General features: G+C 66.5%; 15 protein-coding genes and 1 tRNA gene. 7 read left to right on the forward strand and 9 right to left on the reverse strand.

The features are described 5' to 3' along the window. Positions 1-1,074: a DUF2891 domain-containing protein gene (locus ACZ5LB_RS19285; RefSeq protein ID WP_464603829.1), complete on the reverse strand. Its 1,074-nt coding sequence runs from the start codon at positions 1,072-1,074 to the stop codon at positions 1-3. A gap of 105 nt (positions 1,075-1,179) precedes the next feature. On the opposite strand from ACZ5LB_RS19285, the gene ACZ5LB_RS19290 reads away from it, so the two are divergent. Then, a tRNA-Ser gene (locus tag ACZ5LB_RS19290) sits at positions 1,180-1,269 on the forward strand. A gap of 750 nt (positions 1,270-2,019) precedes the next feature. Here the strand turns inward: ACZ5LB_RS19290 and ACZ5LB_RS19295 are convergent. From ACZ5LB_RS19295 to ACZ5LB_RS19305, 3 genes are all read right to left on the reverse strand, one after another. Then, complete coding sequence (locus ACZ5LB_RS19295) at positions 2,020-4,179, reverse strand: 3'-5' exonuclease (protein WP_464603830.1); 2,160 nt, start codon at positions 4,177-4,179, stop codon at positions 2,020-2,022. Between the two features lie 582 nt (positions 4,180-4,761). After that, positions 4,762-10,092, reverse strand: coding sequence for a DEAD/DEAH box helicase (locus tag ACZ5LB_RS19300; RefSeq protein ID WP_464603831.1), 5,331 nt, complete (start codon positions 10,090-10,092; stop codon positions 4,762-4,764). A gap of 2 nt (positions 10,093-10,094) precedes the next feature. After that, positions 10,095-13,142, reverse strand: a complete 3,048-nt coding sequence (locus ACZ5LB_RS19305) for a hypothetical protein (RefSeq protein WP_464603832.1) — start codon at positions 13,140-13,142, stop codon at positions 10,095-10,097. A 569-nt stretch (positions 13,143-13,711) separates the two neighbouring features. Between ACZ5LB_RS19305 and ACZ5LB_RS19310 the strand changes: the two genes are divergently transcribed. Further along, positions 13,712-14,161, forward strand: coding sequence for a hypothetical protein (locus ACZ5LB_RS19310; protein WP_464603833.1), 450 nt, complete (start codon positions 13,712-13,714; stop codon positions 14,159-14,161). 751 nt (positions 14,162-14,912) lie between these two features. On the opposite strand, the gene ACZ5LB_RS19315 is transcribed toward ACZ5LB_RS19310, so the two are convergent. Then, the gene (locus ACZ5LB_RS19315; protein WP_464603834.1) at positions 14,913-15,455 is read right to left on the reverse strand and encodes an arginase family protein; all 543 of its coding nucleotides are present in this window, start codon (positions 15,453-15,455) and stop codon (positions 14,913-14,915) included. 422 nt (positions 15,456-15,877) lie between these two features. On the opposite strand from ACZ5LB_RS19315, the gene ACZ5LB_RS19320 reads away from it, so the two are divergent. Beyond that, positions 15,878-16,312 carry a MarR family transcriptional regulator gene (locus tag ACZ5LB_RS19320; protein ID WP_464603835.1) on the forward strand — a complete coding sequence of 145 codons (435 nt, stop codon included), beginning with the start codon at positions 15,878-15,880 and terminating at the stop codon, positions 16,310-16,312. 176 nt (positions 16,313-16,488) lie between these two features. Here the strand turns inward: ACZ5LB_RS19320 and ACZ5LB_RS19325 are convergent, their stop codons facing one another. The 3 genes from ACZ5LB_RS19325 to ACZ5LB_RS19335 all read right to left on the reverse strand — a co-directional run bounded on the left by ACZ5LB_RS19325 (position 16,489) and on the right by ACZ5LB_RS19335 (position 18,707). Beyond that, a complete protein-coding gene (locus ACZ5LB_RS19325) occupies positions 16,489-16,848 on the reverse strand; it encodes an RNHCP domain-containing protein (protein ID WP_464603836.1) in 360 nt (119 codons plus the stop codon). A gap of 4 nt (positions 16,849-16,852) precedes the next feature. Then, entirely contained in the window at positions 16,853-17,962 is a 1,110-nt protein-coding gene (gene rsgA, locus ACZ5LB_RS19330) for a ribosome small subunit-dependent GTPase A (RefSeq protein ID WP_464603837.1), read from the reverse strand. Positions 17,963-18,227: 265 nt separating this feature from the next. After that, entirely contained in the window at positions 18,228-18,707 is a 480-nt protein-coding gene (locus ACZ5LB_RS19335) for a MarR family winged helix-turn-helix transcriptional regulator (protein WP_464603838.1), read from the reverse strand. A 163-nt stretch (positions 18,708-18,870) separates the two neighbouring features. On the opposite strand from ACZ5LB_RS19335, the gene ACZ5LB_RS19340 reads away from it, so the two are divergent. Next, the gene (locus ACZ5LB_RS19340) at positions 18,871-19,968 is read left to right on the forward strand and encodes an NADH:flavin oxidoreductase/NADH oxidase (protein WP_464603839.1); all 1,098 of its coding nucleotides are present in this window, start codon (positions 18,871-18,873) and stop codon (positions 19,966-19,968) included. Positions 19,969-21,309: 1,341 nt separating this feature from the next. Here the strand turns inward: ACZ5LB_RS19340 and ACZ5LB_RS19345 are convergent. After that, on the reverse strand, positions 21,310-22,242 hold the full coding sequence (locus tag ACZ5LB_RS19345; protein WP_464603840.1) for a LysR substrate-binding domain-containing protein: 933 nt from the start codon (positions 22,240-22,242) through the stop codon (positions 21,310-21,312). A 108-nt stretch (positions 22,243-22,350) separates the two neighbouring features. Between ACZ5LB_RS19345 and ACZ5LB_RS19350 the strand changes: the two genes are divergently transcribed. The 3 genes from ACZ5LB_RS19350 to ACZ5LB_RS19360 all read left to right on the forward strand — a co-directional run bounded on the left by ACZ5LB_RS19350 (position 22,351) and on the right by ACZ5LB_RS19360 (position 25,299). Further along, positions 22,351-22,878, forward strand: coding sequence for a peroxiredoxin (locus ACZ5LB_RS19350; protein WP_464603841.1), 528 nt, complete (start codon positions 22,351-22,353; stop codon positions 22,876-22,878). A gap of 2 nt (positions 22,879-22,880) precedes the next feature. Beyond that, positions 22,881-23,393, forward strand: coding sequence for a carboxymuconolactone decarboxylase family protein (locus ACZ5LB_RS19355; protein ID WP_464603842.1), 513 nt, complete (start codon positions 22,881-22,883; stop codon positions 23,391-23,393). A gap of 73 nt (positions 23,394-23,466) precedes the next feature. Beyond that, positions 23,467-25,299, forward strand: coding sequence for a hypothetical protein (locus ACZ5LB_RS19360; RefSeq protein ID WP_464603843.1), 1,833 nt, complete (start codon positions 23,467-23,469; stop codon positions 25,297-25,299). Positions 25,300-25,305: the final 6 nt, after the last annotated feature.

The raw sequence follows: 25,305 nt of genomic DNA on the forward strand, positions 1-25,305 counted from the left end.
TCACCGCCCGGAGTTGCCGCGCTCCTCCAGCATGTGCACCGCGAAGGTGGCCAGCCAGTGGTCCCCTTCGTAGTTGCCCGAGACCACGTGGGGCAGGGCGGCCCCGGCGTGCTCCACGGCCGCCTTCTCCAGGGCCTTGGCCCGGAGATCATGCGGCCCCAGACCCGCCGCCAGGGCGTGGAGGCACCGCGCGCGGCTGAGGTTGAGCCCGTCCAGGTGCACGATCCGGGGATCGCTGCGGTCCGAGACCACCGCGGGCGCCAGGGTCCCGGTCTTCAGGAGTCCCGGCAGGAAGCCCTCCACCCACGGCTTGAATTCCCGCGCCGGAAGCACCTTCACCATGAGGGCCGCCTCCTCCAGGCAGGGCGACAGGAAGTCCTCGCCCCCCGGCTCCCATTCCATGGGCCCCTTGCGGTCCTTGCCGAAATAGGTGCGGGCCCGCTCCACCACCAGGGCCTCGAGCGCCGTGTCCTTGGCGGTGCGGGCATAATCCAGCGCCAGCCCCAGGCTGAAGGCCGTGTTGGGGTGTACCCCCACCCGGTTCGGATAGCTGAGCTTGGGCAGGAAGCTCCGGAACTGCGCCGCCACCGCGTCCGTCAGCGGCTGGAGCTGGTCCGCCCACCGCTGCGCATCCGGCGTGTCCCACCCCCGCAACTCCGCCGCCAGCTTCAGGAGCCAGGCCCACCCATAGGTGCGCTCGAACCCCCGGTGCGCCGGATCCACGAAGTAGGCCACCTCCACCTTGATCCGCTCCGGCGCCAGCGCCTGGTCCAGCGCCATGCGGATCCCCCCCGCCTCCGGCAGGTCCGGATACGTCCGCAGCAGCCGCGCCAGCATCCAGTGCCCGTGCACGCAGGAATGCCAATCGAAACACCCGTAGAACGAAGGATGCAGCTCCCGCGGCCCCTTCACGTCCCCCGCCCCCGCCATCGTATGGTCCAGCTTGTTCGGATACTCCCGCTCCACCGACTTGAGCACATGCCCCGCAAACCGCGACGCCGCCTCCCGGGTCACCCCCTGCGCCCCCAATGACGCCACAGCCACGATCCCCGCGACTATCCAGTGCAAGCGCATGCCCACCTCCCAGGAGCCCCAGCCGGCAGGGCCCAAACCCTTTCATCATGGTCCAAGCGCTCCCCTGGGACAACGCGGTCAAGGTTCTGGTAGACTGGCCGTCCTGGAGAGATGGCAGAGTGGTCGAATGCGCCTGACTCGAAATCAGGTGTGGGTGTGAGCTCACCGGGGGTTCGAATCCCTCTCTCTCCGCCAGTGAAAGCCCCGATGCCGCATGGTTTCGGGGCCTTTTTGTATGGGACTCGATTTTAGCTGGCTTGAGGCACGACTCTGTATTACTCCATCTTTACTCCATCGTGGGGCGGCCGGTATTAAAGCAAGATTGTCGCGGCGCCCTGGTCGCGCCGCCCGCGCCGCGCGTCCCGCATCGCCCCTTCCACATCCGTGCAGCCCGGGGTGTCAACGAGTTCCAGCGGCAGCCTGCCCTCCAAGCCCCGAAGGAAGGGCACTTGTGTCCGGATCAGGCAGGGCGCAGGATCCAGGCGGCCACCCTCCCGGAAGGTCCGGTCGCGGTCCATGAGCCAAGACCGGATCGAAGGCCCTTCGAGCGTACCCAGGGAGGGCACGTCGGCTGCTGGAGAGTGCTGGATCCTGATCGGCTGGGAAGTGGAGGGAAGGTTGGAGGCCGGAAGGAGATCCCAGTGGAGCAGGCCTGAAAGAAGTGTGCTCTTCCCCGTGCCCGTGCCACCCAGAAAGGCGCAGGTGAACCGCTGGGAATCGGTCCAGGTCTGCAGCCCTATGGCTTCAGCAGCCAGCCCCTGGTAGGCGGACCCACCTGGCCCGTCCAACGTTTCCTGGAAAGGGAGAAGAAGGTCGAATGTGCTTGGCGTGGAGGCGGTCATGGGCCACCGGAGTGTAGAAAACCAAGTGATTATCTGTTGATTCCATTATCCCCTGGATATTCCTGGATTGGCCCCTGAAATCGAAGGTGCACGGTGGCGCGGATCACACGAGATAGGTGCTCGGTCGACCAGATGTCGAGACGAATAGATGCCTGACAGCACGCGTCGCCGCGACGTGGAATAGCGCTCGTTCGGCGGTCTCCGCAAGATTGAGTTCAACTGGGTCCTCAGTGTCGGCCAGGGCTTGGCGCAGGGGGATTATTCCCTCGTTCACGCTGGCCATGAACACGGCCTTGAACTCCAATCCCTTTATCCGGTGCATCGTAGCCAAGCGAATGCCGTCTAGGTTGCGGTTGTCGGCCTTTTGGCGGGACAGCCGCTGGCGGGCGACATCCCGGGACTTCAACTCATGATCGAAGGCTTCAAGGAGGTTGTTGGTGCGCACAGTGATGCAGATATCGCGTTGCCGCATGCCCTCGGCCTGGAGTTCGTCCACCTGGGCCAGGATCCAGTCGCACTCCTCCTTGAACGAGCCGAGGACCTTCATTGTCGGTCGCTCCCCATGGGTGAGAGATCGGTAATCCGTCGTCTCATCGGCCCCTGCATCGAGGTCATCCACGGGGATTCCCTCCAGGATGGCCGTGGCGAAATCCCTGATCTCCTCCGTGGTGCGGTAATTGATCTTCAGTTTCCGGCTGCGCCCCTTGACCTCGATACCGCAGCGTCCAAGCACCGCCTTTCGGCGGTAGATCCTCTGGTGGCCATCTCCCACCAGGAACAGGTCGTTTTCCCGTGCAGGCACCAGGTGCCTCAGGAGCGTCAGCATCTCCGGTCCGAAGTCCTGACCCTCATCGATCACAAGAGCGCGATATCGCCCACGTATGGCCGCATCCTTGCCCAGCAGGGCCATGACCTCATGGACCGCATCCTCGATGGTGATGAGGGGGGTGGGCTGATGCTGGCTCAGCTGAAGGCGCATCTCCTCGAATACCGGCCAGATCTCCGTCCTCTGCTTGCGGTTGAGCGCCACACCGCGGCCTGCTCGCGGAGCCATCTGATAGTCCCTCAGGACCTGCAGGTTCTGCGGAAGCACCACCCTTTCCCATTCCTCCTGATAGAACGAGGCCGGAAGTCCGAGCGATGCAGGACACACCGCCATCGCCCTCTCCCAGCAGACCTCGTATTCACGACCGTGTCCGCCTGGATAGACAATCCGCCTCCCATGGTTCTGGCTCTTCAAGTAGCGGGAGATCCAGGCGTCCAGGTTCTCCACTTCGATCCGTTCCATCACCTCCGGTACGCAGATCTTGGCGAGATTCTCCCTGATGTCCGTGGCGAGGTTGCTGGTGAAGGTCGTGAACAGGAGCTTCTCCCCCTTGCTGAGCACCTGCTGGGCGAGCCATTTGGCCCGGTGCATCGCCACCACGGTCTTCCCAGTGCCTGCACCTCCCAGCACACGCACCGGCCCATTCCAGTTCCGCTCGACGAGCCGACGTTGAGACGGGTGCAGGAATACGCGCCATTTCTCCAGTGGAGCTTCGAGCATCTCGAGCAGCTCCATCTCGTCATCGACCACGAAGAAGCGACGGCGGCTGGCATCGAGTTCCAGGGCCCCCACGAAGTCCTCGGTATCCACGGGCTTCTTCCGCTCCGGCGCATATTCGGCAAGAAGGTCCTCAAGCTCGATCCCATTCGCAAACAGGTAGAGCGCCTCGAAGGCCTCAATGGGCAGGAGTGACTGTCCACTCTCCAAAGCAACCACGCTCGTGAGGCCCCTCACCCATTCCAGGCGAAATTCTGGAACCCCGAGGCGCATAAGGATGTCCGGCGGGAGTTCAAAAATAGGGTTAGGCGGTGAGGCCATAACCGTGGCCTGGGCAGTATCCAGGTTGACATTCGGCACCGGGACTGGCTCCTCCAGTCGCTCCAGTTCCATGAGCTGCAGAACACCCGTGGTCGGGTGGATCCCACAGCGGTGTCGGCGGGCCCACTGATAGGCATCATCATGCTTGTCGACATGCAGGAGGATGTAGACATCCCCCTTCTCCGGCTTCAGGACGATGCCGCGGTATTCCAGATCGATGCGCACCGATCTGAAGTTCTCATCCATTGCATCATTGATGGTCTCGTAATTGATCCCCACCCCCCGGGGGTCATGGCGAAACTTGGCCACGAACTCCATGACCTTCTTCTGCTTCGCCCTGGGGATCAGAGAAAAGGCCTCCAGGAATCCGTCTCCGATGGCGACTTTCGGTTCATTCATGGTCTCGTCCTATCTAGAAGCGATGTCGAAAGCTGGTCCAACCAGTCTGCACCGGCTGGCCCGGTAGTGGCTGGTGGGGTCCTCAACGAGCGAGGTCTGGGCAGGATCGAGGATCCGATAATCCGGATCGAGGGTTGTGAGGAAGGTGGCCTCACAGCCACGCACCATCTCCGACAGCCCTTCGCAGGTCAGAAGGTGCCCGCCATCCGAGGTGGCGTCCACACGGAGCACCCGCCATTCCGCGTCGCGAAGTTCGATGCGAAGCCCAGGGGCGGGGATGGGGCGGGGTTCAGCGAGAATCGGCATGGCGTCCTTCCGGAATGGAAGCTAGGCCGGGGCCCTGGAACGGAGCCCGCGCCGGATTGAACAGGAACGGATGTCCTGCGGCGGCCGAGGTGGGCACGTGATTCCAAATTTCCTTCATTTCAAGAAGCTGGATTGGAGGGGGTATTCGAGGGTCAGGAGCGGTACCCAAGTGAGGGACAACAGCAGACATCGAGGAGAACCTCCCTGGTCGATTCGAATAAGCGTGAAGAACTATGATCGCACCCGGGGCCGGGCCGGGATAAGCCTGGGGCCCCTTCACTTCACGCCTGCCTCTGCCTCGCCGGTCCGCGCAGCGATCGCCTCCAGGATCCGTGTGATCAGGTCAGGGTTCGTGGCCGGGATTAGGACCCAGTCCGGAACCTCCGGCACATCGCTCGTCCCTTCGATGACGGCCACCTTCAGATTGGACCAGCTGAGTTCTGCGGTACCCACCGTTTCATGACCGACCACCAGATCCTGGCCGACTTCGGGAGCCGGGAGTCCAAGGTTCTGAAGGGCTTCTACGACGGATGCCTCAAGTACCGTCAGCATGACCACATCGGCCCAGGACCATGGGGCATCCGGTTCAGCGTGACTCTCAGGCCCAGAGCTATGCGAATCATCCGTCTCTGCGGCCTCGAGGTCAGCCAGCAGCGCATCCACGGTTCCGATTCCTGCCATCCGGCGGAAGGGCCTTCGTCGATGCTCGGTCCGATTGTCGTGCGTCAGGAGACACTCCGGGCAGGCGTTGGCGCAGGCCTGCTCGGGGCAGTCCTCATGGGTCAGGATCCTGCGTGCGAGAGCGAACCAGTCCCGGCATCGCCGCCCTTCCCGGAGCCGCGCGAGCAGCCCACTTCCGCCATCGGTCAGATCCACGAGATAGATGCTGTTGAGGCCATCCTCGAGGATGTCGGCCAGAGCAAGGGTGCGGGGATCCAATTCCAGCAGGAAGGCCGCGGCGAGGCGAAGTGCCTGGGAGGCTGACCGGAGTCCATCATGGGTAGTCTCCGCCGTGGGCCGGATCCGAAGGACGTCCATGCGGACGACTTCCCCCAGGACCACAGGGTCGGGATCCGTCTGCGTATTCTGCTGACAGCATCGGGTCCACCGCCTTTGGGCGTGTCGGAGCATGTTGCAGGCCGGACAAAGCCAGAACCCGTGCTCCTCCTGTCCCAGGTTCAGGAAGGCCACTGGCACCGAGGGCCGGAAGGTGATCACGCCTTCGGGCCACTGCCGATCATCCAAGGTCAGGACACGCGTGGAGCGTCCGAAGGGCATCTGGGACTCAGTGCCGGCCAGCTTGGACTTATCCTCCGAAGCGAAGGCAAAAGGCGTGACAACGGCCTGCATCTCCCTTTCCTTGCTGGAGCAGGCCGGGCAGGTCCCCAGATCGGCGCTCATGGACACGTGCTGATGCCCGCAACTGCGGCATTTCAGCAGGGTGTATAGCCTGTGATGGGTTTCTCTCTGGCCACGCCGCGTGTCAGGGGCCAGTCCTCTGACCGTCCATCTGCGGTTCGCGACAACGACATTGGCACCAGGCGTCCATTCCATCACCGCCTGCCGACGATCCCGGCCGATGGGTTCAATGGGCCCGATGTCCTTGGGAGGCGCGAGGCTCACCGATGAGATGGGGAACCCGAAACTTGGCAGAAGGTGGTTTTCGGCAAGCCATTTGAGGGCGTCGTATTCCCGCAGGGAATGGAGAAGGTAGCGCATGAAATTGGCCTGGCGCTCAGGACCGTTGGCGATCGCATCCTCGATCGAGAGTACCTGCTTGTGGATGCCATCGATCTGCTCCTGGAGGGCCTTTTCCCCCTCCTGAAGCCAGGTGCGGAGTGCCTGCTCCCCGCGGCCGAAGATAGCCATGCCCCGGGCCATTTCCTCTGTGGTGAGGGTCTCCCACCTTAGTACCGCTTCGTCGCCCCATCCCGGCGCGAAGGACTCCAGACGCCATGGACTTTCGGGGTACCGGGTGTTCCAGACGGCGATGGCATTCCGGCGCAGGTCGGGATCGATGCCCGCGAACATGGACACGCGGTTGAGGAGTTCTGCCCCGGCCCCCACCCTCAGGAGATCACCGCCGCGGACCAGGATGCCGAGTCTCCAGGCGAAGAAATGCTGGAACAGCTTCTCTTCTCGATCCAGGTCGACCTGTGGCGTGACACCGGGGCGCTTGAGGAAGGCCATCAGGTCCCGGTGCGCCCATCGGTCGAAACTGTCCTCGCCAGCCAGGGTCAAGGCGAGGCAGGACCTGGTGCGGGAGCGGCCTGCACGACCTACTCGCTGAGTGTGATTGGATGCCGCGGGGGGAACCCCCATCAGGACCACCGTGTCCAGATCGGGGAGATCGACACCCATCTCCAAAGTTGTGGAACTGCAGAGCACGTTCATCCGGCTCTGGCGGAAGAGAAGTTCATCCCGCCGCACCTTGTCTCCGCTCCGCTGGGCCGTGTGCTCGAATGCGGTGAGCCCATCGGGCGCAGGCCGATTCAGGAGGACTTCCCGGGCATGGGGAAAGGCCGCTCCTTGAGGAGGCATGGCCAGGAAGGGATCCGTCTCCACCAGGTCCCCCTCACAGGGCTCAGACCGGTCGCCCCCCCGGGCCTCCCGGAAACGCTGTTCCGAGCACTTACCAAGCCCGCCCCAGGGGGAGGTGGCACCACAACGCTTGCAGAGGAATGCCCTGGTCCCGGGGCGCAGCTGAAGGAGCTCCGCCTTAATGCGCAAGTAGTCGATGTTGCCGTCCGTGAACAGGTTCAGCAGCGGGGCATCCCGGGACACTGCGCGGAGGGAATCCCACAACGCCACATAGGCCCGCTTGTTCCACTGATCATCCCGACGACCGAGACATTGCTCCGCCAGCAGGTCGAGGAAGGCCGTGAAACGCCTCATGTCGATGCGATCGCTGGCGAAGCTGTACACTTCACCGGCTGTAGCCGATTCCTGGAGTGCGGCCCTTCGGTTGATGAAGGCGCTCCCCCAGTCCTCCTCCTTGCCGCTGATGGGCTGGGGGAGTTCAAGGCAGCGCTGCTCCAGGAGCAGGAAGCAGGCACGCTCGAAGACTTCTTGATGCAGCGAATCGGGGACCTTCAGGCTGCTAAGGGGCGCTAGGGGGCCCGTAAGCCGAGGCCACTGCAACTGGATGAGGCCGAGCTTGATGGCCGTTGGAGTCCGCCCCGGGGGACGGCATAGCTCGCGAAGGACAGCAAGCAGGAGCTCCCTTGACAGAAAGTCCATCAGGGACTGGGACAGGTCGTCCTTACCCCTGGCCCCGTCGCTCATCGCCCGCACGGCGGCCCGCCCTTCGGGGCTGCGGATCATCCCGTACCAGATCGTCTCAAGATCAGGATCACTCCCGTCCGACGCCTTGGGGAGCAGGGCCGCACCGGAGAAGCGCTGGTGGAACCGGGATCCTTCCAGACTCCGCGCCCAGACCTCCAACCTGCGGCGGTCTTGCACCATGTGGTGGATGAGCCCGGGAATCGTCTCACCGCATTGCAGGGAAGCCATTTCGGCCTCCATCTTGCGGATGAGGTCATCCATCAGCCCACCTGCATTCATCTCCCGGAGGCGCTCGAGCTGGCTTTCAATCTTCGCAACTTGGGGCTGGGCCGCAGGAATGGAGCGCAGCGTGTCCACCATCCATCGACGCACATACAGGACCCGATGGGTAAAAGCCAGCCGGGGTGCGAGTCGGGCCGCGCCTTGGCGGGAATCCGCGAAACTGAGGAGGCGGCGCCCTTGATTGGGTTCCCCGTCACCCCGCCCATCGGGTGCCTGAAGCGCGATGAGACGGTCCATGGCGACCAGGTCCATGGCCCCCGCGGGGAACCTCCTGCTCCACGTATTTTCGAGGGTCTCAACCTGCCCGCAACGCGGGCACTTCAGCTTGCCGGTCTCCCGATCCGTCTCGATCAGGACGACGAGCCACTCCGCATCCTCCAGGGATGCCTCACGAACCGCGCCCCCCTTCAATACAACCGGGGTCGCAGGCCGATCCTCCACCCACTCCGCCTTGGGCACGAGGAGAACCCAGGCTTCCGCCAGTAGGGGGGATTCTGAGCTCGGGTGAAAGAGGCCATTCAAGGTGGGAGGGAACGCATCGTAGGAGGCCTTCGCCAGCAGGCCCTCCTGCGCGCAGCCCTCGAATCCGCATGTCACCGGAAGAAGCATGGGGGCATGGCACTTCGGGCAGACATCATCACTAGGATCCTGTCCGATCCATCCGAGTCCAGGCCAGCGTAGGTATCCGTCGAGCCCTGCCCGTCCGGGGCACTGGGGGTTGATGCACTGGCTGGCCCAGGGGATGGGCCGCCGGAGGACGGCGTGCAGACGATGGGGGAGCAGGGCCCGGGCCCCATCCTCGCTACGGAATTCACTGCACTGGCGCAGCAGGTCATTCAACCGCTGAAGGCCGCCTTCGTTCGTTCCATATAGCTTCTGAAGCTGGCTGTGGGGAAAGATCAGGGGCTTCAGCCTTTCTGTATCCTGTCTTGCCGCCAGGAAGCGGACCAAGGTGGCGTAGTCCCCTCTGATTGCTGCGGGTACAGAGGGATCAGGCCTGACGGCGACCCGCCGGCCCTGCAGCACTTCCACCTCGGATGGCTCCTGACCGAACAGAACCGAGCTGAAGGAGGCCAGTTCGCTTTTGGCGTTTTTTCCTCCAAAGGTCGCTGAAGTCGCAAATCCCTGGGGGGTGAGGTCAGGAACGATGCGGTCGCGGAGGCGGCGCAGCAGCAGGGCGATGTCCACCGCCAGGCCCCCTGTGTAGGTATGAGCCTCGTCCAGCACCAGGTGCTTCCAACCTTTGGCCTCTGAAAGCCACGTCTGGTCAGCGTCTCTCAGGAGCGCCAGCTCCAACATCACGTAGTTGGTGATCAGGAGGTTGGCCCCGGAGTCCCCTCCGGCAAGGAATTGCTCCCGCCTCGTGACCTCGCCCTCGTCCATCGGAAGATAGGGGCGCAGGTCCGGGTCTTCCTCACTCATCCCAAGGGCGTAGAAGGTGGGGCGCAGATCCGCACCCACATCCTTCTTCTTTTGGAGGAAGGCGTTGTACATGGAGAGCCGGATCGGGACATGCCCCAGCACGGCCTGCTGGTGACGGAGCACCGCACGCCAGCGCCCTATCTGGTCGAACACGAGGGCGTTCAATGGATAGACGAGCATAGAGCGCAACCCGAGGAGGGGGCCACGCTTCGCGAGGGCTTCCCTCACGAGGTCATCCAGGATCGGAATCAGGAAGCACTCGGTCTTTCCCGAACCCGTCCCTGCGCTCACGACGATGCTCTTCCCCTCCCGTGCGACCTTGATCGCTTCCCATTGGTGGCGGTATGGCTTCACAGACTTGATCGTCCCGCCCTTGCGCAGGAGCGCCAGCGTCTCAGGGAGCAGAGCCCCTTCCTGTACAGCCTCGTCCCAGCTCAGATCGGCGGATTCGAAAGGCGGGTCGAACTCCACCAAGGGATCGCTCAAGGGGCCTTGCGGCTTGGAGAACCACTGCAGCAGGGCTTCACGCTGATGGCCGAGGTAGGGTGGGATGCGCTCCAGTGCCGCGAGCGCGAGGGAATCCCTGACATCCTGGATGGCGCGGATGGGATCGTGCATGTTCAATCCTTCCAGTTGAGAAGGGCGAAGAAGGTGAACAGTGGGCCATAGTGCCTGAATACTTCGGGCGTCGCATCGGCCCATGATTTCGCACAGATGAGCGAACTGGATTCCGTCTGCATCCAGTGGTGGTAGGCGCGTCCCCAACCTGACAGCCGCGTGAGTGGCTCTAGGACAGGGGGAAGCCCGGCCAACCCGGACACCGGTGGCTTTGGCAGGGGCGGCGGTGGTTCCGGACTCGGCGTGAAGATCCCCTGGATCAGCCCTCCCAGGAAGTCTCCCTGCTGCTGGCACAGCCGCGGCGCAAGATCCTGTGCCCGCGACGGCTGTTCCATCATCTCCACGGGGAACCCCATCCATTCAAGGAGGAGGCGCTGGGCCGCAGGTTCCAGATGAAGAAATAGGCCTTCTTCGCAGAGCCTCGCGATGGCTACGCTGCGGATTCCTGGATTGGTGATCCCATCCAGGGCCGTCACCCTGCGCCGGGCCAGTTGGGCGATGAAGGCCAGGAGCGGAGTCCTGACTTCAGGGTCCATGGAAGCGATATCTGCGGGCGGGATGATCCACCACGTCCAGCCGCTCTGGCCCAGGTTCCCGAGTGCTTGCAACTTCTTCTCATCACTCCAAGTGGAACCGATGATGTGCTCAAGGGTCATCTTGGGATGCCGGAGCGCAATCCCAAGGGTCCAGGGCTGGCTGAAGAGAAAGTCATCACCGAGGTATTCGAGCCAGTGTTGGATTTCGCCCCGTTCTAGTAGTTCCAGCAGGTTGTGCGTTTCTGCTAGGTCGTAAACGAAGCGGAGCTGCTGGTCCCTGTAATCTGGAAGGTCCTCCCGAAGGCACACACCGCCGATCATCCGGCCCCGAACGGCCTTGAAGTGGGCTTCAACCGCGCGAGGAATCAACTTCCCCCGCCCATCCACATGGATACTGATGGGATGCAGGTCCTCTTCTTCAGAGCGCAGGCCAAGGTGGTAGGGGCCGTGGGCCGGATCCTGGGGGGGAACCTGGACGACGATGCCGTTGTCGATGGGCGCGGCCGTGAGGGAATCCAATGGAAATTCATGGACGGCAAGCGGATTTTTAGTCGATCCCACCTTGATGACCAACCTCTTGAGATCCGGGCCTCCCCCGGTCCCACCCTTGACCCGCACCTGAAGGCCCCACTCACCCATCACACGTACGCTCAATGGCGCCTCCCGGGGGAAGATGCGGGCCAGGAGCGCCGAACGGAGCCGTTCATCCTCCGGATTCGCCAGATTGGCCCAGGCCAAGGAGAGACGCACAGGACGAGCCATCGGCTCGATGACATCCCATAGCGGTTTAAGAGGCTCGTGGAATTCAAGGGGGCCCAGGCGCCGTTGATGCTTGATCATCTTGTCGGGCCACAACGGCACGAGGTTGTCCACCCAGACCCGGCTCTCCGCAGTAGGGGGAAGTGCGACTTCGATGCGCAGGTTGGCCTCATAGGCCTGCATGGGGAAACCAGGCCCCACATGCCAAGGGCCATGGGAGGACCAGGGGTGGTGCGGCCTCCAGCCATAGAGAGAGACTCCGTAGGGATTCAGTGGTCCTTCGAGACGAAGCAAAACCGGCTCGGGACCCCATCCACGGAAGGTAATGACTGAAGTCCACGCATTCGCCTTGGCTTCAATCTCCAGTTCGTAGTACCGGCCCCCCTCCTCCCGCCCGACCAGCCCCTCCATCCCACGGATCCAGACGGTGGGCCTTTCCCCGAGGGACTTGGCCAACTGAAGCGTGGGCAGGCAATAGATTTCCTTCGTCCGGCGAATGCCCTGTTTTGAAACCCAGGAAAGAATGAGATGCCCAAGGGGCGGGACCCCAAGATCATCATTCCGCCACACCGCCCCTTCACGGAGCGTGCTCCCCAGCTGCCCTCCACGGGTTTCCAACTTCTGAAGTCCGGACGGCAGTTCGTGAAGGATGGTAATGTTCGGCTGCCCTTCGATGGCAATCCCGTCGAGTGCGTCCCAGGTGGGGGATTCGTCCCTCGGTTGCCATGGGTTCCCTGAAGGATCGAAGAGGGTACACCTGCCCTTGATGGGCACCCACCGCCAACTCGGATCACCATCTCCGTCAAGGGACCATTTAGGCGGCAGGCAGACCAGAGTGGCGCCACCGCCCTTGCCCTTCTGGTAGACGTGGCGGACGCCCCTGGGGGTCGGTTTGGTCTCACACCAGAAGGTCGGCGTGTTCGGCCAGGACACTTCCAGTGTCTGCCCACCTCCCTGGACCAGTCCATCCCGCCCAGTCACCTGCGGAATGCCATGGGTCCTTGCAACCTCGGCGGTGACAGTCTGTCCGGTTGCCCCCCTCCAGTCCCCGGCAGGAATGGTGCTGGTGGAAAAGAGCACGGGCATGAAGGCACCCGTCGTCATTTGAAGGACGCGCCAGATGAATCCCTGCTCCTCCTTCTTCGCCTCGGGCTCTCTTTGGAGGAGTTCCGCTTCCGCTGGTGAAAGGAATGGAGGAACACCACGCCCCTCTCGCATCCAGGCCTTCAGGAGAGCCTCCGCATCGGGACCCCACTGGGCCGTCGCAAGAGCGCGGAACCGCTTGCCAACCGGTGAACTGCTCCGAAGTTGCTGACCGAGACTCGGCAAGGCCTGTTGAGGGCAGCCCACCAGCTTGAGGAAGGGAATCACATGGATCAGATCGGATTCCGCGGTGCAGTCCTTGTATAGCCCAAGCTGGCGGGTCAGATTCGTCACATTGGCGCCAAAGGCCGTATCAGGCAGCCCTGTGACCTGGCCAAGGCGTTTCCAAACGGCTGTATCCCCGTCCCCTGCAAAGCAGGACTGGTACGCTTGCGCCAGGAGCACGGCCAAAGCAGAGGCCGCGCCGCTGTTCGACGGGGAATATTGCCCGAGGTGCCGACTCCAATCGAAATGGTGGAACCACCGAAGAAGCAGGGCGGCATCTTCCTGGTCCCACGACCAGGGGAGTGGCCTATTGGCGAGCATCACCATAAACCAGGCGCCAAAGTTGGCTGGAGATTCGTGATGGAATGACTGAAGGGCACGCATCAATATCCCACTGTATGAAAATCACGAGCATTGATCCGAGACGACGGATAGGCGCGACCTTCCAGACCGAGCATCTTTGACTCCAGGCGCAGCCCCTTTGGATAAATTCCAAATCACGAAAACCCCATGCCCCGCCTGAACAAGAATGTCTTTGTGATCTTCGAGGTGAACCATGGCCGTTGGACATCCAGCAGGGAGGCGGGTCTTGAAAGGGCAGCAGGTGGCTACGGACATTCTTCCATGCCCCGATAGATAAATGCATGAGAAATGAATCCCCTAGAGGGGGAATCCGCCGGCTTCGACTTGAGGAATAAAGCAGGTTCATAAAGACAGCCACTGTCTCCCGGTCCCCTTGCATGCCAGTCAAGCCCCATGCAAGGATGAGTAATCCCGAGGACAGAATGGAGAACACCCCGATTTACGACACGGCCGATGCCGTAGCCATCGCTTGCCATGAGAGCGGTGAGCCCTCCCCCACGGCGCAGGAGATCCTGGACGGACATTTCCAATTCCTTGTGCTCGCGGGACTGGCAGACGCGGAGGAGGAGCAGGAATCCCTCGCTTCGGAGCGAATGGCTCATGAAGACCTCCTCCGAGAACTGCCTCCGGAGACCATGGACCGGGAGATCCTGGTGTCCTACCTGGAACGAATCACGGAGCATTCCCCGGACATCCTCCGGCGGGTCCTCTCGGCGGAGGCTCATTACATGGAGGGCCTCGGGATCGTCCAGCCCGGGACCCACGCGGACTACCTCCAGTGGGTCATGGGCGCGGAAATCGGATCGACCGCACCGGAGGAAGTCCCCAGCCCAACCCGTCCGGCCCCGGAGCCGTACCGCGCCCGCATTCTCGACTACTACAGCGACTACAAGCACGAACCCCTGGTTTGCCCAGAATGCGGGTGGGAGGGCATCTGGGCCGAAGGGATCAAAGAACATTGCGGGAACATCGTGGACTGCTCCTGCCCCGCAAAGGGCTGTTCGAGCCCCATGCTGGCGCTGGTGTCGGGAGGGAACCTCTGAATCGTTGCCCAAGGCGACGGGAGGCAATGATGGCAAGCGTCTTTGCCCCGAATGGAGAATTGGGCCGCCCACCCGATGCCCGGGAATCCTTCGGCTACGTTCAAGCCTTGTTCGGAAAGCCCTGGAGCGAAAGGGAATCCCATGCGCCAACTCTGTCCTCATCGGGCCCAGGGACAAGCGTTGCAGTCCCCTCTCTTGGAAGCTAGGCTCAGCCCATGCAGTGACGGATCCCCATCCCTCTTTGACGCCTTGCCCCAAGCCTAGGGCGGAGCATTGGAGGATCCATGAGCGCACGCACCTCACCCCTCGTAGCCCAGGACCATGGTCCCCTTCCGGGGGACCTATCGGCCATCGGGCCCTTTCTCTTCCTGTGGATAGCCCTCCCAACGGGGAGGATCACCCCCAGGATCGCAAGAGGCCTTCCTCACGCCTGCTTCTTCTTGGGGCGCCCCCGTGGCCGGAACAGCGACATGGCCGAGTACCTGTTCCCTCTGGCCACCTGCCGGGAGCCTTGGTCCGCGGAGGGGCTGCGGCCCGGGCTGGAACTCCCGGCAGCCATCCTCCACCCCGAAAGTGGGAGGCTCGAAGGGGCCGTGTGGATCACCCCCAAGCCCGGCTTCATGCTCTGGCTCCAGAAGCGCCGGCAGGTCCTCGGCAAGATCACCGGTCACAGGTGTGGCATCGGCTTGGGTAGGAAGGCCATCCAGCAGGGCTACAGCTGCCGGTTCATCACTGCCCTCGACCTGGTCCATCAGCTCACCCAGTCCGAGGCGTGGCCGTGGAGGTCGAAGAGGAACAGGTCGGGGTCGTCGGGGAAGCCGGCGACGGTGCCGTTGCCGAAATGGGCATCCAGGTCCAGGACGAGGACGCGCTGGAAACCCAGGCGGCGGAAGTGGTGGACTCCGATCCCGATCTCGTTCACCCAGGACAGGGCACCGCCTCGCGTCGGGTAGGCGTGGTGGCCCCCACCTCCCAGCAACCCGGAGACGCCATCGCGGGCGGCGGCCTCGATGGAGGCGAAGGAGGCCCCGACGATGGATCGCGCGAAATCCATCAGGCCCGGGAACCAGGTCCCGCCGGAGGAGGCCAGCGGGTCCGGGACGCCCTGGGCCAGGGCTTCGACGTATTCGGGGGAATGGAAAAGCAGGAGGTCCTCAACCCGGGCCGGTTCGGGGTGGAACAGGGTCGCCATTCCGGTGGCGACGGCCCGTTCACCCACGAGCAGGTGGCGCTGGTAGACAGGCTGGGCCGCAAGGGGGCCGAAATCCGGGATGAAGAGCTTGAGGGAGGTCATGGCGCCTTGGTTCTCCGCTTGAGACCGGCTTCCTGCGCAACGGATGGAATGGCGGCGCGGGTTTTTTGAACGATCGGGTCCGAACCATTGTGCACCCACACTCAGCCTGGGCGATGATCCGCCTGTCGTTATCCCCGGCAATGCGGTTGGACCGAATGACGCCGCATCGGCAGCAGCGGTGCAGGAACGCCAGAAACCTGATTGAGCCGTCCTTACCCTTAGCGTGGAGCGTCCGTCTTCGTGCACGCAAGGTGGTTCAGGAGGGTGACCGACCGAAATTTTCACCCGCTTATTCACAATTCGTGAATAGTAGATATATTTGGAATATGGTGCTTAAACCCCAAGACCTCCTCGTCACGCTCAAACTTTGGGTCGGGCGCGGTCGTGCCTGGAACTACCAGACCCTGGCTCACGAACTCGGCATGAGCATCGCCGAAACCCACAACGCGGTTCAGCGCGCACGGAAGGGGGGCCTCCTGCCATCGGATGGGCTGTCCTCCCCACCCAGCCCCATGCCGATCAGGGAATTCCTGATCCACGGCGCCAAGTACGCCTTCCCCACCCAACTGGGCCAGGTGACCCGGGGTTTCCCCACCGCCCACGCGGCCTCTCCCCTCAAGGACGAACTCCAGGCGGACGCTGATCTGCCCCCGGTTTGGCCCCACAAGGATGGGACGGTCCGGGGGACCAGCGTTGAGCCCCTGTACAAGTCCGCGACCGAGGCGGCCCTGTCGGATCCTGCGCTCTATGAGCTTCTGGCGCTCTTCGATGCCCTGCGTATGGGCCGGGCACGGGAACGGCAGTTGGCGGCACACTTCCTTGAGGAGCGCCTCACGGGAATCCCGACCCCAACCTGAGCATGGTGGAACGCATCGCGAAAGTCCTCGGGTCTCTGCGGAAACGGGCGGTCTCCGTGGGCGGATCGCACCCCGGCGACGGGCGCCTCCGGTGCCCGCGCTAGCAGGGGCGGGTTGTCACCGGAGGCCATTGGGTCCGGCCCTTGGCGGCGCGAGGCCGGCGGATCTCCGCCGTGTCAGAACCCCCCGCCCACCTCCCCCAGGCTCCTGACCAGCGCGCGCAGGGGTTCGAGGTCGTCATCCCCCGCGATGCGGTTGGAGCGGATGACGCCGCAGCGGCGGCAGCGGTGGAGGAGCGCCATTTCCGCGCCGTGGCGGACCCACACGCTGATGGGGTCCATGACGCCCCGGCACAGGCTGCGCCGGTCGCCCACGGTGACGTCCACGTGGAGGCTCCGGAGGCAGCGGGGGCAGTGGTTGCGCTGGCGGGTTCCCAGGGCTTCGGCGGGCACGGTGGTGCCGCAGTGGGTGCGGAGGAAGGCGTCGGTGGGGCGGTTGGGGAGGGGCCCTCGAGGGGGGCGTTGGTCGCGGGACATGCATTCACCGTTTCTTGAAGGTCTTTTGAAGTTTGCTGATGCGGCGCCATTTTTCCTCGCGTTCGCGCCAGAGGTGCTCGTCGCTGCGGGCGGCCTCGAAGGCCACTTCCCTGCGCAGGCGCAGGTAGTGGCCGTAGCGGTCGGGGTCGATGGCGCCTTCGGAAAGGGCGGCCTGCACGGCGCAGCCGGGTTCGGCGCCGTGGGTGCAGTCGCGGAAGCGGCACCCTTCGGCCAGGGAGGCGATGTCGGAAAAGGCGGAATCCAGGTCGGAGCCTTCGGCGCACAGGCCCACTTCGCGGATGCCGGGCGTATCGATGAGGCACCCGCCGCCCGGCAGCAGGAAGAGTTCCCGCAGGGAGGTGGTGTGGCGTCCCCGGCCATCCGACGTGCGCACCTCCCGGGTGCGCCGCACCTCGCTGCCCATCAGGGCGTTGAGGAGGGTGGATTTTCCGGCGCCCGAAGACCCCACCAGGACGCCGGTGTGGCCCTCGGGCAGGAGCTCCGGAAGGACTTCCAGGCCCTCGCCGGTCCAGGCGGAGATGGCGCGGACCGCCACGCCGGGGGCGATGCCCTCGATGCGGGCCGTGAAGGCCTCCCATTGCGGGTTGAGGTCCCGCTTGGTGAGGACGGCGACGGGTTGGGCGCCGCTGCCCCAGGCCAGGGAGAGGAGCCGCTCCATGCGCGCCGGGTTGAAGTTCCGGTCCAGGCCCATGACCAGGAGGATCACGTCGAGGTTGGCGGCGAGGCACTGGGGGCGGCCGCCGGAGCCGGTCCAGGACCGGGTGAGCGTCGCTCCCCGGGGGATCAGGTCCACGATGGAGGCTTTGGACGGGCCGGGGTTGGGCTGGAGGAGGATCCAGTCCCCGGCGCAGAGGCTCAGGCCGGTGCGCTGGAGACGTTCGCGGAGGCGGCCCGTGGGCACGCCCCAGCATTCGCCGCGGGGGGTCTGGGCCAGCACGAGGCCGCGGGAGGCGGCCACGACGCGGCCCGGTTCGCAGCCGGGAGAGGCGATGGATTGGAAGGTCTCGCCGTGGGTCGGGGACCAGCCGTAGGGGGTGAGGGAATCGAAGGGTGGCAGGCCGAGGCCCGCGGATGGACACGCTGAATGCGTCATGGTGGATTTCCTGGATGAATGACCGCTCAAGCCCCCCGACGGGGGCGCTTCCGAGAGGGTGAGGGCCGGAGCCTAGGCTTCGGCCCTGGGGACGGCAACCGTCTCCAGGTTCATCCAGGTTGTCGTGTGCTGCTGTCGCATCCAGACTCCGGGTCCAGCATAGGAGGCCACCGGCCGGAAGGCAAGGCCGGCGCCGGAGCGGGGATGCGTACCTTCCGCCCATGTTTCGTGGAAGGTTGGCCAGGCGATGCTGGCCGGTCCGCCCTCAGGCTCCCGGCCGCGCCGCCCCACCCGCCCCCAGATCCAGGGCATCCAGCGCCTGCACCAGCGGCACCAACTGGGGGTCCCGCCGCGCCTCGGCGAGGGCCTGTTCCAGGGCCTCGTCGTGGGTGGGGCGGGCGCGGTCCAGGGTGGCGAAGCCCTGTTCGGTGACGTGGGTGTAGATGCCGCGGCGGTCGATGGGGCAGAAGGCGCGTTCCAGGAGGCCGCGTTCCTCCAGGCGGGTGACCAGGCGGGTGGTGGCGCTCTGGCTGAGGAGGACGGAATCGGAAACCTGCTTCATCTGCAGGTGGCCCTTGCCGCCCTCGTTCTGGCGGGCGAGCACGGTGAGCAGGGAGAACTCGCGCACGCTCAGCTGGTGCCGGGCCTGCAGGGCCCGTTCCAGGTGGGCCTGGATGCGCTCGTGCAGGAGCGACAGCGCGCACCAGTGCTGGGCCAGGGGGGTGGGTTGGGGGGAAGGGGCCATCGCGTCTCCGGGCAGTGCCCAGGGGATGATAGCAGGGGGTGAAAATTGCGATTAGGAATAATCTTGTATTGAAATATACGGCGTCTGCAATTAATGTCGAATCCAGCCGGGCGGGACCCGGGATGGCGGCCGCAGCGCCGCCGGCATTGAAAAGGAGTGATCCATGCCTGGTTTGTTCGACCCCTATTCGCTCAAGGGCGTGACCCTGCGCAACCGCATCGCCGTGCCGCCCATGTGCCAGTACATGGCCGACGAGGGCCTGGCCAACGCGTGGCACCTGGGGCACTACGCCTCCCTCGCCCGGGGCGGGGCGGGCCTGGTGACGGTGGAAGCCACGGCGGTGTCCCCGGAGGGCCGGATCAGCTGGGCCGACCTGGGGCTGTGGAACGACGCGCAGGCCCAGGCCCTGGCGCCGGTCGTCGCGGCCATCAAGGCGGGGGGCGCGGTGCCGGGGATCCAGCTCGCCCACGCGGGCCGCAAGGCTTCGGCCAACCGCCCCTGGGAGGGGGACGACCACATCCCCCTGGGCCAGCCCAACGCCTGGGAGACCCTGGCGCCGTCGGCGGTGGCCTACGGCAAGGGACTGCCGCGGGTGCCGCGGGCCATGACGCTGGAGGACATCGGCAGGGTGCAGGCGGACATGGTCCGCGCTGCCGAGCGCGCCCGGGACCTGGGCTTCGAATGGCTCCAGCTGCACTTCGCCCACGGATACCTGGCGCAGGAGTTCTTTTCGCCCCTGGCCAACCGGCGCACCGACGCCTACGGCGGCAGCGCCGAGAACCGGGCCCGGTTCCTGCTGGAGACCTTCCGGGCCGTGCGCGCGGTGTGGCCCGCGCACCTTCCGCTCACCGTGCGCCTGGGCGTGGTGGAGTTCCACGGGGACGACGAGGCGATGCTCGCCGAAGCCGTCGCGCTGCTGGGCCGCATGAAGGCCGAGGGGCTCGACTTCGTGGATGTGTCGCTGGGGTTCAACACGCCGGAGGCTCATATCCCCTGGGGCCCGGACTTCATGGTGCCCACCGCCGTCCGGGTGCACGGGGCCACGGGCTTGCCGGTGACCACCAGCTGGAACCTGGCCCGGGATCCCCGGGCGGCCGACGCCCTGATCCGCGAGGGGCGCCTGGACCTGGTCACCCTGGGGCGACCTCTCCTGGATGACCCGCATTGGCCCTTCCACGCGGCCCGCACGCTGGGGGTGCCGGAGGCGGCGGCCCGGACGCTTCCGCCGCCGTACGCCCACTGGGTGTCCCGCTACCAGTGAACGGCTCGTCCGCCGCCTTGCGGAGCAGGTAGCCGCAGGCGGCGGACCGGCCCAGCGTCAGGGCCAGGGCCGCGGCCAGGGTGCCGCGCCAGTCCAGCACCAGGGCGAACAGGGCCATGGAAAGGGTGAGGCCCACGGTTTCCAGGGCGGTGGCCGTGGACACCAGGGATGTGCGGCCGGCCAGGATCCACCGGGACCGCTGGAAGCTCAGCAGGTATTCCATGGCGGGCAGCAGGAGCAGCACCTGGGCGGGGAGCAGGGCGAAGGGCAGCAGCTCGGCGCCCAGGCCCACCACCCGCCGGAACCACAGCGCCCCCAGCGGCGTGAACACCGCCACGGCCATGAGCGCCGTGGACCCCGCCGCCAGCAGCGTGGCCGCCCGGCGCACCTGGGCCGCGTGGCGGCCGTCGGCGCCGGTGAGGGCCACCCCCACTTCCTGGAAGGCGCTGCCCCCGCTCCGGAAGAAGAACACGAAGGCGTGCACCACGGGCCAGGCGGCTAGGCATTGCAGGGGGTCGCGGCCCCGGCCCATGAAGAAGGTGAGCAGGGGCGCGGTGGCCATGGCGATGATGGATGTGAGGGCGAGGGGGTAGTAGTACCGGGCCAGTTCCCGGAAGGTGGGGGCCGGGCCGCTGGGGGGGCCGGGATCCAGGAGGTCGCGCACCACCCGGTGGGCCATCCAGCGGCTGGCGGCGGCTTCGGCCACCACGCCGGAGCTGAGCGCCAGGGCGCCGATGCAGGCCCCCGGCAGGCGGGTGCCCAGGGCCAGGCCGGCGGCGGCCAGGGACATGGTGACCAGGCGCAGCACGGTGCCGTAGGCCACCCGGCGGGTCTGGCCCGTGCGCACCAGCAGGCCCTGGTGGAAGCGCCGGTAGCCGATGGCCGCGGGCCAGGGGGCCAGCATCGCCGTGGCCAGGTTGGCCAGGTGCACCACGTCGGCGGGCAGCCCCAGCACCCCTTGCGCCAGCAGGCGGAACACCGGCGGCAGGGCCACGACCACCAGGATCGCCGTCAGCGTGCCGTTGAGCAGGTAGGCGAAGCGCCGCAGGGCCAGGAAGCTCGCCCGGTCCCGGCACAGGGCGGTGGAGGCGGAAAGCAGCATGATGATGGGCGATTCCACCAGCCAGGCCAGGGTGAAGGAGAGGCCGAAGGCCGCCAGGTTCTCCACGGGCCGGTCCATGCGCGCCACGATGGCCGACAGGTAGGGGCCCTCGGCGCCCATCATGAGCCAGGCGGCCGCAAGCGGCAGCCAGAAGGTGAGGATCGTCCGGATGCGCAGCGTGGAGTCCATGCTTCCAGGGTAGTCGGTCCGCCGGCCCGGGTGGAAAGCCGCCCCGCGGCTCACGGCGTCCCTCCGCCGTCCGGATGCTCCCGCAGGGCGGCGGCCATGGCCGTTCCCACGCTGCGCAGGGCGGCGCCGGCGTAGGAGCCGGACCGCCAGGCCAGGGCCAGGGTGCGGAAGGGGACGGGCGGCGCCAGGGGGCGCAGGGCCACCGTGGCCCGGGCGGCCTCGGTGCCCACGGCCAGGCGCGGCAGCAGGGTGATCCCCAGGCCGCCGGCCACCATGTGCACCAGGGTGGACAGGCTGGTGGCCCGGAAACCCGCTTCCTCCACCCGGGTGCGGCCGCAGGCGGCCAGGGCCTGGCCGCGCAGGCAGTGGCCGTCGTCCAGCAGGAGGAGGCGCTCGCCCTCCAGGGCGTCCAGGGGCAGGGGGCGTTCGCCCCGGGCCAGGCGGTGGCCGGCGGGCAGGCACACCAGGAAGGGATCCTGGCCCAGGGGGAAGGTCTCCAGTTCGCCCAGGTCCGCTTCCAGGGCCAGCAGGGCGCCCTCCAGGCCGCCGTCCTCCAGGCCCGCGGCCAGGGTGGCGGTGGTGCCTTCGATCCAGATGGGCTGGAGGCGCGGAAAGGCCGTGCGCAGGGCCGGCACGAGGAAGGGAAGCACGTAGGGGGCGAGGGTGGGGATGATGCCCAGGCGCAGGGGGCCCGCCAGGGGGTCCCGCAGGGACCGGGCCTCGTGCGTCAGGTCAGCGGCGTCCCGCAGCAGGGCGCCCATGCGGGCGATGAGCGCGCGGCCGGGGGTGGTGACCCGCACGCCCCCCCGCCCCCGTTCGAAGAGCGGCACCCCCAGCGCCTCCTCCAGGGCGGCCACCTGGGCGCTGAGGGAGGGCTGGGCCACGGCGCAGAGGTCCGCGGCCTTGCGGAAGCTGAGGGTTTCCGCCACGGCGAGGGCGTACTGCATCTGGCGGAGGGTGCAGGGCAGGGGAGCGATCGTCATAGGTTCATGCTATCACTTTGATAGAATTGATATCTTGGACCTGGATCCGGGGAAACGGGATGCTGGTTGGGCGGAGCGATCCCGCTCCCCTCTCCCAAAGGAATAGACATGCTGACCGTCGGCGACACGTTCCCCTCCTTCTCCCTGCAGGCCGTGAACAGCGGCAAGGAATTCGAGACCCTCACCCACGAGAGCTTCCCCGGCAAGTGGAAGGTGCTCTTCCTCTGGCCCATGGACTTCACCTTCGTGTGCCCCACCGAGATCGCGGCCTTCGGCAAGCGCGACGGCGACTTCCAGGACCGGGACACCCAGGTGCTGGGCGCGAGCACGGACACCCACTTCGTGCACCTGGCCTGGCGCAACCAGCACGAGGACCTCAAGGACCTGCCCTTCCCCATGCTGGCCGACACCCGGCGCGAGCTGAGCTCGGCCCTGGGCGTCCTGCACAAGACCGAGGGCGTTCCCCTGCGGGCCACCTTCGTGGTGGATCCCCAGGGCGTCATCCGCCACGTGAGCGTCAACGACCTGAGCGTGGGGCGGAGCGTGGACGAGGTGCTGCGCGTGCTGGACGCCCTCCAGACCGATGAACTCTGCCCCTGCAACTGGCGCAAGGGCGACGCGACCCTGAAGGTGTGACCATGACGACCCTCGAAACCCTCCCCGCCTACGCCCGGGACCTCAAGCTCAACCTCCAGGCCGTGCTGGGCGATTCCCCCCTGGAGCCCGCCCAGCGCCTGGGCACGGCCCTGGCGGCCGCCGCCGCGGCGCGCAACCCGGACCTGCTGCGCGAACTGCGGGCCCAGGCCCTGGAGGCCGCCGGGGAGGCCACGGTGGAAGACGCCCTGGCCGCGGCCGCCCTCATGGGCATGACCAACATCGTCTACCGCTTCCGCCACCTGGTGGGCAAGGAGTCCTACGCCCAGCTTCCGGTGCGCCTGCGCATGAACCGCATCGCCCGCACCGCGGGCCCGAAGCTCGACTTCGAGCTGTTCTGCCTCGCGGTGAGCGCCGTGAACGGGTGCGAGGCCTGCGTGCGGGCCCACGAGGCCGTCCTGGTGGAAGGGGGCCTTTCCGAGGCCCAGGTCTTCGAGGCGGTGCGCATCGCGGCCACGGTGCACGGCCTGGCGGTGGCCTTCCAGACCGGGGACTGACGCGGGCTCCGCCCCGGCGCCCCCCCTGTCGGGGGTCCGGGTGTAGAGTGGTCGCATGTCACCAGGAGTCACCATGTCCATGGGCGCCAGCAGGATCCGAAAGGCCTTCAGCGGCGGCGGGAGGGCCCTGGTGGCCCTCCTGGCCGCGTCGCTTCTGCTCCAGGCCCAGGACCGGAAGAAGGAGGAGCCCCGGGAGAAGCGACCCGAGCCCCGGCAGGAGCGCAGGCCCGAACCTCGGCCTGAACCCCGGCCCGAGCCCCGGCAGGAACGCAGGCCCGAGGCCCGGCCCGAACCGCGCCAGGAGCGCCGTCCCGAGGCCCGGCCCGAGCCCCGCCAGGAACGCAGGCCCGAGACCCGGCCGGAACCTCGCCAGGAACGCAGGCCCGAGGTGCGGCCCGAGCCCCGCCCGGAGCGCAGCCCCGAGGTTCGGCCCGAACCGCGCCAGGAACGCAGGCCCGAGATCCGGCCCGAGCCCCGCCCGGAACGCCGGCCCGAGGTGCGGCCCGAGCCCCGGCAGGAACGCAGCCCCGAGGTGCGCCCCGATCCGCGGACGGAACGCAGGCCCGAGACCCGGCCCGAACCCGGGCGCGGGGTCCCCCGGCCCACGGAAGTCCGTCCCGGCCCCGCCGGCCGGGGACCGGTGCACGAGGTGGTGCGCACCCGGGAGGGCGGCGAGATCCGCCGGACCCACACCGGGGCCATCCGGGAGGTGCGCACGCCGGGCGGCGCCGTGATCCGCCATTCGCCCAGCGGGGTGCGGCAGGTGGAAGTGGTGCGCCCCGGGGGCCGCGTGATCGTGGCCAACGCCACGGGCCGCATGGGCTACATCCAGCGTCCGGTGGAATTCCGCGGCCACGCCTACGTGCACCGCACCTACATCGTCAACGGGGTGCCCCACGCCTCGGTGTACCGCCCCTGGTTCTACGGCGGGCGCACCTACAACGTCTACATGCCCCGCCACGCCTACCGCCCGGCCTTCTATTCCTGGTGCCATTCCCCGTGGAGCCGGCCCGTGCGCTACACCTGGGGCTGGTCGTCGCGGCCCTGGTACGGCTACTACGGCGGCTACTTCGCGCCCTACCCGGTGTACCGGAGCCCCGCCTTCTGGCTGGCGGACTTCATCATCGCGGCCTCGCTGGAATCCGCCTACCTGGCCCAGAACGTCACCGTCTCGGCGCCGCCCGTCGTGTACGACAGCGGCACCTCCCTGTCGCCCGAGGTGAAGGACGCCATCGCCGAGGAGGTCCGCCGGCAGATGGACGAGGCCCGGCCGGACCCGGCCGCGGTCTCCGGCCCGCCGGCGATCTTCACGGCGCGGGGGCCCCGGATCTTCGTGGTGTCGGGGGGCGTGATGGCCTATTCCGGCAGCGAGGAGTGTTCGCTGGTGGACGGCGACGTGCTCCAGCTTTCCCAGACGCCCGCCCAGGGCGCCGAATGGGCCGAGGTGCGGGTGCTGTCCACCCGCGGCGCCAGCTGCCCCCGGGGCGGCTACGTCTCGGTGCGGACCCTGGACCTGCAGGAGATGGCCAACACCATGCAGGCCTCCATGGAGCGCGGCCTGGCCAAGCTCCAGACCGAACAGGGCAAGGACGGCATTCCGGCCCTCCCGGCCTCGGCCCTGGGTTCCCAGGAAGCCGACTACGCCCGGGATCTCCGGCCCGACGCGGATGCCCAGACCGAGCTCACCCAGGCGGTGCGCGAAGCCAACGGGGCCGAGCGCTCCCTCATCGACGCCGGCGACGACACGCCCTCCGGCACGACGGTCTCCCTGGGCATGACCCCCGCGCAGGTGGAAACCGCCCTGGGCCGGCCCCGGAACACCGTGGACCTGGGAGCCAAGAAGATCTACGTCTACCGCGATCTGAAGGTCACCTTCCTGAACGGCCGGGTCAGTGATGTGCAGTGAGGGCGA

This window comes from Mesoterricola sp. MK458 (assembly GCF_055384935.1).